12 protein-coding genes are annotated in these 15,136 nt (G+C 72.6%); 3 read left to right on the forward strand and 9 right to left on the reverse strand.

Going from position 1 to position 15,136, the window contains the following annotated elements:
• Positions 1-82 precede the first annotated feature (82 nt).
• From ACFTZA_RS13080 to ACFTZA_RS13100, 5 genes are all read right to left on the reverse strand, one after another.
• Positions 83-1,930: an alpha-glucosidase gene (locus ACFTZA_RS13080; RefSeq protein ID WP_378195357.1), complete on the reverse strand. Its 1,848-nt coding sequence runs from the start codon at positions 1,928-1,930 to the stop codon at positions 83-85.
• A gap of 234 nt (positions 1,931-2,164) precedes the next feature.
• Positions 2,165-2,833 (reverse strand): VOC family protein, encoded by a 669-nt coding sequence (locus ACFTZA_RS13085; protein ID WP_378195360.1) that lies wholly within the window; start codon positions 2,831-2,833, stop codon positions 2,165-2,167.
• 106 nt (positions 2,834-2,939) lie between these two features.
• Complete coding sequence (gene ilvD / locus ACFTZA_RS13090; RefSeq protein ID WP_378195363.1) at positions 2,940-4,646, reverse strand: dihydroxy-acid dehydratase; 1,707 nt, start codon at positions 4,644-4,646, stop codon at positions 2,940-2,942.
• A gap of 149 nt (positions 4,647-4,795) precedes the next feature.
• A complete protein-coding gene (ilvD, locus tag ACFTZA_RS13095) occupies positions 4,796-6,658 on the reverse strand; it encodes a dihydroxy-acid dehydratase (RefSeq protein WP_378195366.1) in 1,863 nt (620 codons plus the stop codon).
• Positions 6,659-6,803: 145 nt separating this feature from the next.
• Entirely contained in the window at positions 6,804-8,483 is a 1,680-nt protein-coding gene (locus tag ACFTZA_RS13100; protein ID WP_378195369.1) for a peptide MFS transporter, read from the reverse strand.
• A gap of 52 nt (positions 8,484-8,535) precedes the next feature.
• On the opposite strand from ACFTZA_RS13100, the gene ACFTZA_RS13105 reads away from it, so the two are divergent.
• The 3 genes from ACFTZA_RS13105 to ACFTZA_RS13115 all read left to right on the forward strand — a co-directional run bounded on the left by ACFTZA_RS13105 (position 8,536) and on the right by ACFTZA_RS13115 (position 10,938).
• Positions 8,536-9,924, forward strand: a complete 1,389-nt coding sequence (locus tag ACFTZA_RS13105) for a cryptochrome/photolyase family protein (protein WP_378195372.1) — start codon at positions 8,536-8,538, stop codon at positions 9,922-9,924.
• Positions 9,925-10,081: 157 nt separating this feature from the next.
• Entirely contained in the window at positions 10,082-10,450 is a 369-nt protein-coding gene (locus ACFTZA_RS13110) for an ArsR/SmtB family transcription factor (RefSeq protein ID WP_378195375.1), read from the forward strand.
• Entirely contained in the window at positions 10,447-10,938 is a 492-nt protein-coding gene (locus ACFTZA_RS13115; RefSeq protein WP_378195378.1) for an SRPBCC family protein, read from the forward strand. The genes ACFTZA_RS13110 and ACFTZA_RS13115 overlap by 4 nt, the downstream gene beginning before the upstream one ends.
• 96 nt (positions 10,939-11,034) lie before the next feature.
• Here the strand turns inward: ACFTZA_RS13115 and ACFTZA_RS13120 are convergent, their stop codons facing one another.
• The 4 genes from ACFTZA_RS13120 to gatC are packed head-to-tail and all read right to left on the reverse strand — an operon-like array spanning position 11,035 to position 14,978.
• Positions 11,035-11,640 (reverse strand): GNAT family N-acetyltransferase, encoded by a 606-nt coding sequence (locus tag ACFTZA_RS13120; protein WP_378195381.1) that lies wholly within the window; start codon positions 11,638-11,640, stop codon positions 11,035-11,037.
• A gap of 4 nt (positions 11,641-11,644) precedes the next feature.
• A complete protein-coding gene (gene gatB, locus ACFTZA_RS13125) occupies positions 11,645-13,150 on the reverse strand; it encodes an Asp-tRNA(Asn)/Glu-tRNA(Gln) amidotransferase subunit GatB (protein WP_378195384.1) in 1,506 nt (501 codons plus the stop codon).
• On the reverse strand, positions 13,147-14,682 hold the full coding sequence (gene gatA, locus ACFTZA_RS13130; RefSeq protein ID WP_378195387.1) for an Asp-tRNA(Asn)/Glu-tRNA(Gln) amidotransferase subunit GatA: 1,536 nt from the start codon (positions 14,680-14,682) through the stop codon (positions 13,147-13,149). Before gatA ends, gatB begins: the two co-directional genes overlap by 4 nt.
• Positions 14,682-14,978 carry an Asp-tRNA(Asn)/Glu-tRNA(Gln) amidotransferase subunit GatC gene (gatC, locus tag ACFTZA_RS13135; RefSeq protein WP_378195390.1) on the reverse strand — a complete coding sequence of 99 codons (297 nt, stop codon included), beginning with the start codon at positions 14,976-14,978 and terminating at the stop codon, positions 14,682-14,684. The genes gatA and gatC overlap by 1 nt, the downstream gene beginning before the upstream one ends.
• Positions 14,979-15,136 lie beyond the last annotated feature (158 nt).

The following is a 15,136-nucleotide window of genomic DNA, read 5'->3' on the forward strand; positions in this document are numbered from 1 at the left end:
CCGACCGTGCCGTCGGCTGGCAGGAGCATAGGGGATGCATGGCGTCGAGCGGAAGCTTTCTCGACGCGCACATGACCTGGGCCTACCGCGGCGGCAGGACCTCACGACGGCGGAGCACCGTCGCCTCCCACGGGCGCAGGCGCCCCTCGAGCGCCGGTGCCGGCGCGCCGTCCGGCAGCGGGTGCGTGGCGAGGAGCACGGAGGACCTGGCCCACCCGTCGAGCACCTCGCCGGGCAGCTCCAGCGGCTCGCTGCCGACGTTGACCAGCACGAGCAGCTCGTCGCGCTCCCAGCCTGTGCCGGCCTCCGACGGTGCGTCGAGCGCCCGCGTGAACGCGTAGAGCGCCTCGTGGTCCGGCACGAGCATGCGGAAGTCACCGAGCGCGACGACGGGGACGTCGTGCCGCAGCGCGTGCAGACGGCGGTAGAAGTGCAGCACCGAGTCCTCGTCGGCCCACGCCGCCTCGGCGTTGACCTCCACGTGGTTCGGGTTGACCTCGAGCCAGGAGGTGCCGGTGGTGAATCCGGCCTGCTCGCCCGCGTCCCACTGGACGGGGGTGCGCGCGTTGTCGCGGCCCATCGCCGCGAGCGCCGCCAGCATCTGGTCGGGCGTCGCGACGCCGTGCTCCACCATCTCGGCGTAGTGGCCCAGCGACTCGACGTCCTGGTACTGCTCGATGCTCGTGAAGTGCGCGTTCGTCATCCCGAGCTCCTCGCCCTGGTAGACGTACGGCGTGCCGCGGTGCAGGTGCAGGAGCAGCGCGAGCGCCTTCGCGGACGCGACGCGGTGCTCGGGCGAGTCGTCGCCGAAGCGGGAGACGACGCGCGGCTGGTCGTGGTTGTCCCAGTACAGGGAGTTCCACCCGGCCTCGGCCAGGCCCACCTGCCAGCGGCCGAAGGTCGCCTTGAGGTCCGTCAGGCGCATCGGCACGGGGTCCCACTTGGAGGCGCCGTGGTCGACACCCATGTGCTCGAACTGGAACACCATGTCGACCTCGCGGCGCGCGGGGTCCGTGTAGCGGCGGCCGTGCTCGACGGTCACGCCGGGGGTCTCGCCCACCGTGAGGATCTCGCGGCCCACGGCCTGGTAGGGCGCGAACACCTCGCGGTGCATCTCGGCGAGGAACTCGTGCACGCGCGGGCCGTCGGTATAGTACGGGCTGCCGTCGCCGAGCACGCCGTAGTGCACCTCGCCGTCGGGCAGGGAGCCGTCCGGCGCGACGGCCTTGGAGATCAGGTTGATGACGTCCATGCGGAAGCCGTCGACGCCCCGGTCGAGCCACCACCGCATCATCGCGTGCACGGCGCGGCGCACCTCGGGGTTCTCCCAGTTGAGGTCCGGCTGCTTGGTGTCGAACAGGTGCAGGTAGTACTCGCCGCTCGCCTCGTCGTACCGCCACGCGCTGCCGCCGAAGAACGAGCGCCAGTTCGTCGGCTCGGCCCCGGGTGTGCCGGGCTCCATACCAGGGCGGGCGGGGCGCCACCAGTACCAGTCGCGCTTGTCGCTCGACGGCGAGGAGCGAGAGTCGAGGAACCACGGGTGCTCGTCGCTCGTGTGGTTGACGACGAGGTCCATGACGAGCTTCATGCCCCGCTCGTGCAGGCCGGCGATCAGCGCGTCGACGTCCGCGAGCGAGCCGAACAGGGGGTCGACGTCCTGGTAGTCGCTGATGTCGTAGCCGTTGTCGGCCTGGGGTGAGCGGTACACCGGCGAGAGCCACACGACGTCGACGCCGAGCCGCTCGAGGTGGTCCAGGCGGCGCAGGACACCCGGCAGGTCGCCGATCCCGTCGCCGTCGGAGTCCTGGAACGAGCGCGGGTAGACCTGGTACACGACGGCGCGCGTCCACCAGGGCGCGGCGCCAGGGTCGTCGCTGCCGGGCCACCCGCCACGGGGGGCGGTCTCGTCGGTCGGTGCGTGCAGGGCCATCCGGTCGCCTCTCGGGTCAGGTGGGTCTCCTCCCACCCTGCCCGACGCCGCCCCTCGCCGCGACGCGACGCGACACCGGGCTCCGCCTCGGCCGAGCGATGCGCTCCGGCTCGAACGATGCGCTCACAGGTGCATCCCTCGCACCGAAGCGCATCTCTCGACCCGAGACGCGCGCACGGCCACCGGTACGGACGGGATCCCGTCCGGCCGTCGGCGACCCGCGGCGACGAGCGGTCAGTCGCGCGCCTGCCACGTGCACACGCACGCCTCGTTGCCTTCCGGGTCGGCGAGCACCCAGAAGGCGGGCGCACGCCCGTCGGACACGAGGTGCCCCCCGGCCGCGATGGCGGCGGTCACCCGCGCCTCCGCGACGTCGTGCGGGACGGTGACGTCGACGTGGATGCGGTTGCGCTGCTCGCGCGGCGCGTCCATCTGCTGGAACCAGAAGGCGGGGGCGTGCCCGGTGGGGTCCGCGAGCGGGACGGCCGCCAGGCCGTCGGGCGCCTGCTCCGTGTAGCCGAGCACGGCGCGCCAGAACGGCTGGACCGCCGGCCCGACGAGCGCATCCACCGCGATCTCGAGCTCCTGGACCGCGCCCGGGTCGGCCACGAGGTCGAGCTCGCGCGCGGCGTCGGAGATCTCGCGGGCCAGCGCGACGTCGCGGCGGCTCAGCCCTCCGACGTCGTGCGACGTGAGCCGGACCGTGACCGTCCCGTACCGCAGGTCGACGTCCGGGTGGTGGTCCGCCGCCTCGGCGAGCTCGCCGATCGCGTCGACGAGCTCGACCCCCGCGGTGAACGACCCCGTGCGGTACAGGGTCTGCGCCGTCGCGAGGAGGACGCGCCAGTCCTCCACGCCGTCGCTGTCGTGGAACTCGCGCGCGGTGATCCGGTCGTCTGCCATGGCGTCTCCTCGTGGTCCGCGACGTCGCAGCGAGCCCGGCGCACCGCCGGCTCAGGTCCACGCTAGCCAGTCGGCGTGCCTCGCGCGCGCCCGGTCCGGCCGTCGCTCACTCGAGGATCGCGCCGCGCGACGCCGACTGGACGAGCTTGGCGTACTTGGCGAGCACGCCTCGGGTGAAGGTGGGCGGCAGCGGCTCCCAGCCCTCGCGCCGGGCTGCGAGCGTGGCGTCGTCGACGAGCAGGTCGAGCGTCTTGTGCGCGACGTCGAGACGGATGCGGTCGCCGTCGCGCACGAACGCGACCGGCCCGCCGTCGACGGCCTCCGGGGCGACGTGCCCCACGCACAAGCCGGTCGTGCCGCCGGAGAAGCGGCCGTCGGTCAGGAGCAGGACGCTCTTGCCGAGGCCGGCGCCCTTGATCGCGCCGGTGATCGCGAGCATCTCGCGCATGCCCGGTCCGCCCTTGGGCCCCTCGTACCGGATGACGACGACGTCACCGTCGGTGATCGTGCCGTCCTCCAGGGCGTCGAGCGCCGCCCGCTCACGCTCGAACACCCGTGCCGTGCCCTCGAACACGTCGGTGTCGAAGCCCGCCGACTTCACCACGGCGCCCTCCGGCGCGAGCGAGCCGTGCAGGATCGTGATGCCGCCGGTCGGGTGGATCGGTCGGTCGAGCGCGCGGAGGATCTTGCCGTCGGGGTCGGGCGCGTCGATGTCGGCCAGGTTCTCGGCCACGGTGCGCCCCGTCACGGTGAGCGCGTCGCCGTGCAGCAGGCCCGCGTCGAGCAGCGCCTTCATGACGACGGGCACTCCCCCGATCCGGTCGACGTCGTTCATGACGTACCGGCCGAACGGCTTGAGGTCCCCCAGGTGCGGCACGCGGCTCGCGACGCGGTCGAAGTCTGCGAGCGTGAGCTCGACCTCCGCCTCGTGCGCGATGGCGAGCAGGTGCAGCACCGCGTTCGTCGAGCCGCCGAACGCCATGACGACGGCGATCGCGTTCTCGAACGCCTCCTTCGTCATGATGTCGCGCGCGGTGATGCCGCGGCGCAGCAGCTCGACGACGGCCTCCCCCGACCGGTGCGCGAACGCATCGCGGCGGCGGTCGGCCGACGGCGGCGCCGCCGAGCCGGGGAGCGACATGCCCATCGCCTCGGCGACCGACGCCATGGTGTTCGCCGTGTACATGCCGCCGCACGCGCCCTCACCGGGGCAGATCGCGCGCTCGATGCGGTCGACGTCCTCGCGGCTCATGAGGCCGCGGGCGCACGCTCCCACAGCCTCGAACGCGTCGATGAGCGTGACGTCCTTCTCCGTGCCGTCGGACAGCTTCACCCAGCCCGGCATGATCGAGCCGGCGTAGAGGAACACGCTCGCGAGGTCCAGACGCGCCGCGGCCATGAGCATGCCCGGCAGCGACTTGTCGCAGCCGGCGAGCAGCACCGTCCCGTCGAGCCGCTCGGCCTGCACCACCGTCTCGACCGAGTCGGCGATGACGTCGCGGCTGACGAGCGAGAAGTGCATCCCCTCGTGGCCCATGGAGATGCCGTCGGAGACGGAGATCGTGCCGAACTGCAGCGGGTACCCGCCGCCCGCGTGCACGCCCTCCTTGGCGCCCTGCGCGAGCCGGTCGAGCGACAGGTTGCACGGCGTGATCTCGTTCCACGAGCTCGCGATGCCGATCTGCGGCTTCGCGAAGTCCTCGTCGCCCATCCCGACGGCGCGCAGCATCCCGCGCGACGCCGTCGCCTCCAGGCCGTCGGTGACCTGGCGTGATCGCGGCTTCAGGTCGGGTCCGGCGTCGGTGTCCGTCATGCCCACACTCTAGGAACGGAGCGGCCGCACGGCGAGGGGACCACGTGAGGCGACGTCCGCCGTCGGGCACGAGGACGGACGTCGGCGCGACGACGGACGAGCGGGACAGGGGCGGGGCCCGACCGCGCACGCGCGACCGAGCCGGCAGATCAGCGGCGACGGATCAGCGACACGTCCCGCACGGCCCCGCGGTCCGCCGACGTCGCCATCGCGGCGTACGCCTGCAGGGCCGGCGACACGTAGCGGTCGCGGTCGACCGGCTGCCACGGGTTCTCGCGCGCCTCCATCTTGGCGCGGCGCTCCGCGAGGACGTCGTCGGGCACGTTGAGCCGGATGAGGCGCGTGTCGACGTCGATCTCGATCTCGTCACCGTCCTCGACGAGGCCGATCACTCCCCCGGCGGCGGCCTCGGGCGAGACGTGGCCGACGGAGATGCCGGAGGAGCCGCCGGAGAAGCGGCCGTCCGTGATGAGCGCGGTCACCTTGCCGAGGCCGCGTCCCTTGATGAAGGACGTCGGGTAGAGCATCTCCTGCATGCCCGGTCCGCCGGCGGGGCCTTCGTACCGCACGACGACGACGTGCCCGGGCTGGACCTGCTTGGTGAGGATCTTCTCGACGGCCTCGTCCTGCGACTCGCAGACGAGGGCCTTCCCGACGAAGTGGAAGACGTCGGGGTCGACGCCCGCGGTCTTGAAGACGGCGCCGTCCTCGGCGAGGTTGCCGCGCAGAACGGCGAGGCCGCCCTCGACGGTGTAGGCGTGCTCGAGGTCGCGGATGCAGCCCTCGGCCGCGTCGGTGTCGAGCGACTCCCAGCGGTTGGACGTGGAGAACGCCTGCGTCGTGCGCACTCCGCCGGGCGCGGCGTGGAAGAGCTCGATCGCGCGGTCGGTGGCCTTGCCGCCGCGGACGTCCCAGTCGTCGAGCCAGGCGCGCAGCGTGGGCGTGTGCACCGACGTGACGTCGTGGTCGAGGAGGCCGGCACGGTCGAGCTCGCCGAGCAGGGCCGGGATGCCGCCGGCGCGGTGCACGTCCTCCATGTGGAAGTCCGGGTGGTTGGGCGCGACCTTGGACAGGCACGGCACCTGGCGGCTGATGCGCTCGATGTCGGTGAGGTCGAAGTCGACCTCACCCTCCTGCGCGGCGGCGAGGACGTGCAGCACCGTGTTGGTCGAGCCGCCCATCGCGACGTCGAGCGCCATGGCGTTCGCGAACGCGGCCTTCGTCGCGATGGAGCGCGGCGCGGCGGAGTCGTCCTCGTCGTCGTAGTAGCGCTTGGCGAGGTCGACGATCGTCCTGCCGGCCTCGAGGAACAGCTCGCGGCGCGCGGAGTGCGTGGCGAGCGTGGACCCGTTGCCCGGGAGCGAGAGCCCGAGCGCCTCGGTGAGGCAGTTCATCGAGTTCGCGGTGAACATGCCCGAGCAGGAGCCGCACGTGGGGCACGCGTTCTCCTCGACCTGGGCGAGCGCGGCCTCGGACACGTTGTCGTCCGCTGCGTAGTTGATCGCGTTGACGAGGTTGAGGTGCGTCTTCGCGACGCCGTCGGCGACGACCGCCTTGCCGGCCTCCATCGGCCCGCCGGACACGAAGATCACGGGGATGTTCAGGCGCAGCGCGGCGTTGAGCATGCCGGGCGTGATCTTGTCGCAGTTGGAGATGCACACGAGCGCGTCGGCGCAGTGGGCGTTGACCATGTACTCGACCGAGTCGGCGATGAGGTCGCGGCTGGGCAGGGAGTAGAGCATGCCCGCGTGACCCATCGCGATGCCGTCGTCGACGGCGATGGTGTTGAACTCCTTCGAGACGCCGCCCGCCTCGCGGATCGCCGACGCGACGAGGTCTCCCATGTCCTTGAGGTGGACGTGACCGGGGACGAACTGCGTGTACGAGTTCGCGATCGCGACGATCGGCTTGCCGAAGTCCTCCGACCCCATGCCGGTCGCGCGCCACAGGGCGCGGGCACCGGACATGTTGCGGCCGTGCGTGGACGTCCGGGAGCGCAGGGGACGGCTCATGACGGGTCACTCCTTCGACGGGGTCGCCGCGGCCGCTCGGGCATGGCCGCCGGGTCACACTACGCCGCACCCGCCGTGCCGGGGCGCGGCGTCCGCCACGTGGTCGCGGAGGCGGCCCGACGGCCGACCGGGCGGCGCGACGACGTCAGGCGCGCGCCGCCTCGGCCTTCTCCAGCTCGTCGGCGTGCCGGATGTGGCGCGTGACCCACGGAGACAGGGCGAAGAGCCCGAACGCGAGCACGAGGGACACCGCCCCGATCCCCCCGAAGAACGTCGTGTCCGACACGCCCTCGGTCGCCTGGACGAGCTGGGCGGTGATCGCCTGACCGGCCGCCGGGGCGAGGAACCACACCGCCATGGCCTGCGAGCGGAAGGCGCGCGGCGCGAGCAGCGTCGTCGCCGCGAGGCCCACCGGTGACAGGCACAGCTCTCCGAGCGACTGCACCACGTAGACGGCGACGAGCACCCAGGCGGGCACACGCCCGTCGCCCGCGACGGCCGAGGCGAGCGCGAGCCCGAGGAAGGACAGCGCCGCCAGCGCGAGGCCGAGCGCGAACTTCGTCGCCGTCGGTACCCGGTCCCCGACCTTGAACCAGAGCCAGGCGAAGAGCGGCGCCAGGAGGATGATCGCGGCGGGGTTCACCGACTGGAAGAGCTCCGGGTTGATCGTCACGCCGAAGAAGCTCAGGTCCGTGCGGTCGCGCGCGAACGCGGACAGCGTCGTCGCTGCCTGCTCGAAGATCATCCAGAAGAGCATCGCCGCGACGAACAGCGGGATGTACGCGATGACGCGAGGGCGTTCGCTGTCCGTCACCCGCGGTGAGCGGTACATGACGACGAAGTAGGCGACCGGCGCGACGAACGCCAGGTACGACATCGTGTCGATGAACGTCTCGATGCCGAAGCCCCCGGCGACGAGGACGGCGAGGAGCGCGACCACGAGGATCCCGGCGCCGATGACCGCGAAGATCCGCACGACCTTCGCCCGCTCCTCCGGACGGATCGGGTTCGGCACGTGCGCACCCGCCTGGCCCAGGTAGCGCCGGCCGGCGACGAAGAACACGAGTGCGACGGTCATGCCGATCGCCGCGACCGCGAACCCGGCGTGATAGCCGCCCCATGCCCGGGCCGCCCCGACGAGCAGCGGCGCGATGAGCGACCCGACGTTGATGCCCCAGTAGAAGATCGTGAACGCCGAGTCGCGCCGAGGGTCGTCGCGCGCGTAGAGCTCGCCGACCATCGAGGAGACGTTGGGCTTGAGCAGGCCGGTGCCGAGCGCGACGAGCGCGATGCCCAGCATGGAGAAGGTCAGCCCCGGGATCGTCAGGCTCACGTGACCGGCGGCGATGACGATCCCGCCGTAGAGGACGGACCGTCGTGACCCGATGACCCGGTCCGCGAGCCACCCGCCCACGACGGACAGCAGGTACACGCTCGTCCCGTAGATCGACACGAGCGCGAGACCGGTCGTCTCGTCGAGCCCGAGCCCGCCGTCGGCCACCGTGTCGGTGAGGTAGAACAGCAGGATGGCGCGCATCCCGTAGTAGCTGAACCGTTCCCACAGCTCCGTGGTGAACAGCGTCGCGAGCCCGCGCGGGTGCCCGAAGAACGCGTGGTCGCCCGCGATCGCTCCGGCCGCTGGACCGTCGGGCGGCCTCGCGCCCTCCGCCGCGACGCGTGCCGCTCCCGGCGCGACGCGTGCGGCGCCGTCAGGTCCGACCGGCGGCGCGCCCGCCTCCGGCTCGGTGACCGCCTCGCGCTCGAGGTCGCGCCGGCCGGGGCCGTCGCCGCCGTCCCGGGCGCCCGTCCCGCCTGTGCTGTCCATGCTGGCGATGCTTCCACCGGCGGGGGTTACCTGCGACCGTTAGCGTGACCGGATGGCCTCGAGGACGTCCGCGATCTGGTGGTGCCGGCGCGACCTGCGCCTCGCCGACAACCCTGCGCTCGTCGCGGCCGTCGACGCCGCGCGCCGCACCGACGGCGACGTCGTCGCGCTGTACGTCCTCGACCCGCGGCTGTGGGCCGTGGCGGGCGCCCCGCGCCTGTCCTACCTCGCACGCAGCCTGGCGGCGCTCGACGAGGCGACGGGCGGGCGGCTCGTCGTCCGGCACGGCGACCCGCGCGACGTCGTGCCCGCGGTCGCGCGCGAGGTCGAGGCGTCCGAGGTGCACGTCGCGGCCGGCTTCGAGCCTTACGGCGTCCCGCGCGACGCCGCCGTCGAGTCCGCGCTGCACGACGACGGAGCGCGCCTCGTGCGCACCGGGTCGCCGTACGCCGTCGCGCCGGGGCGAGTGCTGACGCGGCAGGGTGAGCCGTACAAGGTCTTCACGCCGTTCCGCGACGCGTGGGTCGAGCACGGCTGGCGCGACCCCGTGGCCCGCCCGCCCTCGGTCCCGTGGGCCGACGTGCGCTCCGACGGACTGCCCGAGGACCCCGGCACCGACGCGGACCTCCCGCCCGCGGGCGAGGACGCGGCGCGCGACCGGTGGCACGCCTTCCTCCAGGACCACCTCGCGGGCTACGCGCGCGAGCGCGACCGGCCGGACCGCCCCGCGACGTCGGTCATGTCGGTGCCGCTGAAGTGGGGCGAGCTGCACCCGCGCACCCTGCTGGCCGACGTCCGCGACGCCCTGCACGGGGGCGCTCCCTCCGACGACGCCCTGGCGTACCGGTCGGAGCTCGCGTGGCGCGAGTTCCACGCCGACGTGCTGTTCCACCAGCCGGGCGCGGCGCACCGCTCGCTGCGCGACGTCGTGCCCGAGGACGCGTGGGCGAGCGGCGACGTCGAGGACGAGTACCTCGCCGCCTGGGCCGCGGGACGCACCGGGTACCCCCTCGTCGACGCCGGCATGCGGCAGCTCCTCGGCGAGGGCTGGATGCACAACCGCGTGCGGATGGTGGTGGCGTCGTTCCTCGTCAAGGACCTGCACGTGCGGTGGCAGCGGGGCGCCGCCCACTTCATGGCCCACCTCGCCGACGGCGACGTGTCGCAGAACCAGCTCAACTGGCAGTGGGTGGCGGGTACCGGGCGCGACGCCGCGCCGTACTTCCGGATCTTCAACCCGGTGACGCAGGGCAAGAAGTTCGACCCGGACGGCCGGTACGTGCGCCGGTGGGTGCCGGAGCTGCGCGAGGTCGAAGGACCGCGCGTGCACGAGCCCTGGAAGCTGCGCGAGCATCCCGAGGGCTATCCGCGGCCCATCGTCGACCACGCCGAGGAGCGGCGGGTGTCCCTCGACGACTTCGAGCGCGCGCGGCGTCGCTGACGCTCGCCCGGCGCCGCAACCCGCGCACCGCACCGCCGCCGGGCACGACGGAACCTCTTCACAACCGAAGGGTTGACGACGTCGCGGAACCCGGCGTACCGTCGATGACAACCGGATGGTTGACGACACCGTCCGGGTGCACGACGAAGGAGGACCGGTGAGCGCCGACCCGCTGTCCCGCGTGTTCGCGGCCCTGGCCGACCCGACGCGCCGGGACATGGTGGCCCGCCTCGCGTCGTCGGACGCGACGGTGGGCGAGCTCGCGCAGCCCTACGACATGTCCGTCCAGGCGGTCTCCAAGCACCTGCGGGTGCTCCAGGACGCCGGCCTGGTCTCACGCACGACGGACGGGCGCCGCGCCCCCGTGCAGCTCGAGGCGGAGGTGCTCGACCTCATGACGAAGTGGATCGAGCGCTACCGGCGCCAGGCCGAGGACCGCTACCGCCGCCTCGACGACGTCCTGCAAGAGCTGCCCGAACGAGCGGGCGGTCCGGAGATCGACGCGACGAACGGAGAACCATCATGAGCACCACGGGCACCCACGAGACCGAGATCATCATCCCCACCGACGTCCCGAGCGTGCGCCTCGTGCGCGAGTTCGACGCCCCCGCAGCGAACGTGTTCCGCGCCCACACCGACCCCGAGCTGTTCGCCCGGTGGAACGGTCCCCGGGGCCTCACGCAGCGCAACGAGCACTGGGAGATGCGGACGGGCGGCGCGTACCGGTACGTCCACGTCGACGCCGACGGGTCCGAGTACGCGTTCTTCGGGAGCATCCACGAGGTGCGGCAGGACCGGCTCATCGTCCAGACCTTCACGTACGAAGGCTTCCCGGACGGGGTCTCGCTCGACCGACTCGAGTTCGAGGACCTCCCGGACGGCCGCTGCCGCCTCACCTCCGTCTCGCTCGTCGACTCGTTCGCAGGGCGCGACGCGTTCGTCGCCAGCGGCATGGAGGTCGGCATCCGGGAGGGCTACGAGAAGCTCGACGAGCTCCTCGCCGCCACCGCCTGATCGGCCGGCGCGCAGCCGACGGACGACGACAGGCCCGGCAGCAGCGCTGCCGGGCCTGTCGGGTCCTCGCACGTGGTGCGCGCGGGTGCGGAGTCGTCAGACCGGACCGAGACCGGCCCGGAACTCGTCCTCGAGGATGCTCATCACCGTCGCGTCCGCCCATCCGTCGCCGTCGCGGTACACGTCGCGGAGTCGGCCCTCCTCGCGGAAGCCGAGCGACTCGTACAGCATGCGGGCGCGCGGGTTGATGCTCAGCACGTCGAGGCTCACCCGGTGCAGGTGCGGCCCCTCGTGCCCGATGCCGTCGACGTCCGTCGCGCCGTCGAACGCGAAGCGCAGGACCTCGAAGATCGCCTCCCGCCCGTACCCGCGGCCGCGGTAGTTCGGCAGGAGCGCCAGACGAAGGTTCGCCGACCGGGCGTCGAGGTCGATCTCGTTGAGCACGATCTCGCCGATCATCTCGTCGCTGACGAGCTGGCCGTCGCGGATCGCGCCGGCCGTGATCGCCCAGTCGAAACGACCCTCGCGGTCCGCGACCGTCGCCGCCCACTCGTCGATCTGCTCGCGAGCGAACGTCGTCGTCGTGCCGGTGAGCCGGGTCGCCTCCGGGTCCTGGAGCGCCTCCCACATCCGGTCCGCGTCGCGCGCCTCGATCGGCCGCAGCCGCACCATCTCGCCGAGCAGCACAGGCCCCCGTGTCACCCGATCACCCGATCCGCTCGAGGACCAGCTCGCGCACGCGGCCGGCGTCCGCCTGCCCACGGGTCGCCTTCATGACGGCGCCGATGATGGCACCGACCGGGCCTTGGTTGCCGCCACGCACCTTCTCGACGACGTCCGGCTGCGCGGCGAGCGCCTCGTCGATCGCGGCGAGGAGGGCGCCGTCGTCCGAGACGACCTCGAGCCCGCGCGCCGCCACCACCTGCTCCGGGTCGCCCTCGCCCGCCAGGACGCCCTCGAGTACCAGGCGCGCCAGCTTGTCGTTGATACGACCGGAGTCGACGAGGCCCTGGAGCTGAGCGATCTGAGCCGGCGTGACGGGGAGCTCCGCGATGGCCACGTTGTCCTGCTTGGCTCGGCGCGCGAGCTCGCCCATCCACCACTTGCGCGCACCGGCGGGGCTCGTGCCCGCCGCGACGGTCGCCTCGATGAGGTCGATCGCGCCCGCGTTGACGACGTCGCGCATCTCGGCGTCCGCGTAGCCCCACTCCCCCTGGAGGCGACGACGGCGCGCGACAGGCAGCTCGGGCAGGGTCGCGCGGATCTCCTCGATCCACTCGCGCGGCGGCGCGACAGGGACCAGGTCCGGCTCCGGGAAGTACCGGTAGTCCTCGGCGTCGGACTTCACGCGGCCCGACGTCGTGATGCCCGTGTCCTCGTGCCAGTGGCGCGTCTCCTGCACCACGGTGCCACCGGCGTCGAGCACCGCCGCCTGGCGGGAGACCTCGTAGCGGACGGCGCGCTCGACGGACCGGAACGAGTTGACGTTCTTCGTCTCGGTGCGAGTGCCGAGCGGGGCGTCCGGCGACGGGCGCAGGGACAGGTTGACGTCGGCCCGGACGTTGCCGCGCTCCATGCGTGCCTCCGAGACGTCGAGAGCACGGAAGATGTCGCGCAACGTCTGGACGTATGCGCGCGCGACCTCGGGGGCGCGGTCCCCGGCACCCGTGATGGGGCGCGTGACGATCTCCACGAGCGGGATGCCCGCACGGTTGTAGTCGACGAGCGAGTACTCGGCGCCGTGGATGCGCCCCGTGGCGCCGCCGACGTGCGTGTTCTTGCCGGCGTCCTCCTCCATGTGCGCGCGCTCGATCTCGACGCGGAACACCGCACCGTCCTCGAGCTCGACGTCGATCCACCCGTCGTGGGCGATCGGCTCGTCGTACTGCGACGTCTGGAAGTTCTTCGGGACGTCCGGGTAGAAGTAGTTCTTCCGAGCGAACCGGCAGCTCTCCGCGATCTCGCAGTTCAGCGCGAGGCCGATGCGGATCGCGTACTCGACGGCCTTGCCGTTGACGACAGGCAGGGCGCCCGGCAGGCCGAGCGACACCGGGGTCACCTGGGAGTTCGGCTCCGCGCCGAAGCTCACCTCGGCCGGGCAGAACATCTTCGTGAGCGTGCCCAGCTCCACGTGCACCTCGATCCCGATCACCGGGTCGTAGCGACGCGTCGCGTCCGCGTAGTCGACGAGGTCGACGCTCGTGGCGGTCATCGGCTCATCCCCTCCAGCTCGGTGGTCGGCAGCGCGGGGGCGCGGTCGAGCAGCGGCCCGCCCCACGTCGTCTCGAGCGCGGCCTCGAGGGCGGCACCCACCCGGTACATGCGGTCGTCCGCCTTGGCGGGCGCGAGGACCTGGAACCCGACCGGCAGTCCGTCGTCCGACAGACCCGACGGCACCGACATGCCCGGCACGCCCGCGAGGTTCGCGGGGATGGTCGCCACGTCGTTGAGATACATGGCCAGCGGGTCGTCGAGCTTCTCGCCGAACCGGAACGCCGTCGTGGGTGCCGTCGGCGACACGAGGACGTCCGCCTGCGCGAACGCGGCGTCGAAGTCGCGCTGGATGAGCGTGCGGACCTTCTGAGCGCTGCCGTAGTAGGCGTCGTAGTAGCCCGCCGACAGGGCGTACGTGCCGAGGATGATGCGGCGCTTGACCTCGTCCCCGAAGCCGGCACCACGGGTCGCCGCCATCACGCGCTCCGCCGTGACCGGACCCTCCTCGGGCTCCACGCGCAGGCCGAACCGCATGCCGTCGAACTTGGCGAGGTTGCTGGACGCCTCGCTCGGCATGATCAGGTAGTACGCGCCCAGCGCGTAGTCGAAGTGGGGGCACGAGACCTCGACGATCTCCGCGCCGAGCCCGCGCAGCACGTCGAGCGACTCGGCGAACCGCGCGCTCACGCCCGCCTGGTAGCCCTCGCCGCTGAGCTCGGTGACCACACCGACCCGGAGTCCGCGCAGGTCGCCCGCGGCACCCTGGCGTGCCGCCTCGACGAGAGCGGGCACCTTCTCGCGGATCGACGTCGAGTCCCGCGGGTCGTGACCGCCGACGAGTTCGTGCAGGAGCGCCGAGTCGAGCACCGTCCGCGTGACGGGGCCGGCCTGGTCGAGGGACGACGCCATGGCGATGAGCCCGTAGCGGGAGACGCCGCCGTAGGTGGGCTTGACGCCGACCGTCCCGGTGACGGCGCCCGGCTGACGGATCGAGCCGCCCGTGTCCGTGCCGATGGCGAGCGGCGCCTCGAACGCCGCGACGGCGGCGGCCGATCCTCCCCCGGACCCGCCGGGGATGCGGTCGAGGTCCCACGGGTTGCGCGTGTTGCCGTACGCGGAGTGCTCGGTGGACGAGCCCATCGCGAACTCGTCCATGTTCGTCTTGCCGAGGATGGGCAGCCGTGCGGCGCGGAGGCGCTCCACGAGGGTCGCGTCGTAGGGCGGGACCCATCCCTCGAGGATCCTCGAGCCGGCGGTCGTCGGCATGCCCTTCGTGACGACCACGTCCTTCACCGCGATCGGCACACCGGCGAGCGCGTGGAGGTCCTCCCCCGACGCGCGACGCGAGTCGACGTCGCGTGCGGTGGCGAGCGCGTCCTCGGCGCTGACGTGGAGGAACGCGTTGACCGCGCCGTCGACCGCGGCGATCCGGTCGAGGTGGGCCTGCGTCGCCTCGACGCTGCTGACGTCGCCGGCAGCCAGGCGCGCCGCGAGATCCGCGGCCGAGAGCCGCGTGAGGTCGTCGGTCATCATTCCTCCCCGAGGATCTGCGGGACCGCGAACCGGCCGTCCTCGTCGGACGGTGCCGCCGCGAGGACGTCCTGGACCGGCAGGGCCGGCTCCGGGACGTCGTCCCGGAAGACGTTCGTCAGCGGCAGCGGGTGGCTCGTCGCAGGGATGTCGGGCGTGGCGACCTCGCTGACCTTCGCGATCGCGTCGACGATGACGTCGAGCTCGCCCGAGAGCCGGTCCAGCTCCTCGGGTCGCAGGTCGATGCGGGCCAGCGCGGCGACGCGCGCGACCTCGTCTCGAGAGATGGTGGACATGCTCGCCATTCTAGAGGGGCACCGCCGCCCGCGAAGGAGCGCGCTGTGCCTGGTTGCAGAAATGCCGAAGGCCCACCCGTGGGGGTGGGCCTTCGGTGAAGGGTTGTCCGGCGGCGTCCTACTCTCCCACCCCGTCTCCAGGGCAGTACCATCGGCGC

Origin of the sequence: Cellulosimicrobium sp. NPDC057127 (assembly GCF_042670945.1) — a bacterium.
Taxonomy (GTDB): domain Bacteria; phylum Actinomycetota; class Actinomycetes; order Actinomycetales; family Cellulomonadaceae; genus Cellulosimicrobium.

Excerpts from the sequence above, each read along its gene's own strand:
- ACFTZA_RS13080 (WP_378195357.1), bottom strand. The coding sequence starts at position 1,930 with ATGGCCCTGCACGCACCGACCGACGAGACCGCCCCCCGTGGCGGGTGG.
- ACFTZA_RS13085 (WP_378195360.1), bottom strand. The coding sequence starts at position 2,833 with ATGGCAGACGACCGGATCACCGCGCGCGAGTTCCACGACAGCGACGGC.
- ilvD (WP_378195363.1), bottom strand. The coding sequence starts at position 4,646 with ATGACGGACACCGACGCCGGACCCGACCTGAAGCCGCGATCACGCCAG.
- ilvD (WP_378195366.1), bottom strand. The coding sequence starts at position 6,658 with ATGAGCCGTCCCCTGCGCTCCCGGACGTCCACGCACGGCCGCAACATG.
- ACFTZA_RS13100 (WP_378195369.1), bottom strand. The coding sequence starts at position 8,483 with ATGGACAGCACAGGCGGGACGGGCGCCCGGGACGGCGGCGACGGCCCC.
- ACFTZA_RS13105 (WP_378195372.1), top strand. The coding sequence starts at position 8,536 with ATGGCCTCGAGGACGTCCGCGATCTGGTGGTGCCGGCGCGACCTGCGC.
- ACFTZA_RS13115 (WP_378195378.1), top strand. The coding sequence starts at position 10,447 with ATGAGCACCACGGGCACCCACGAGACCGAGATCATCATCCCCACCGAC.
- gatB (WP_378195384.1), bottom strand. The coding sequence starts at position 13,150 with ATGACCGCCACGAGCGTCGACCTCGTCGACTACGCGGACGCGACGCGT.
- gatA (WP_378195387.1), bottom strand. The coding sequence starts at position 14,682 with ATGACCGACGACCTCACGCGGCTCTCGGCCGCGGATCTCGCGGCGCGC.
- gatC (WP_378195390.1), bottom strand. The coding sequence starts at position 14,978 with ATGTCCACCATCTCTCGAGACGAGGTCGCGCGCGTCGCCGCGCTGGCC.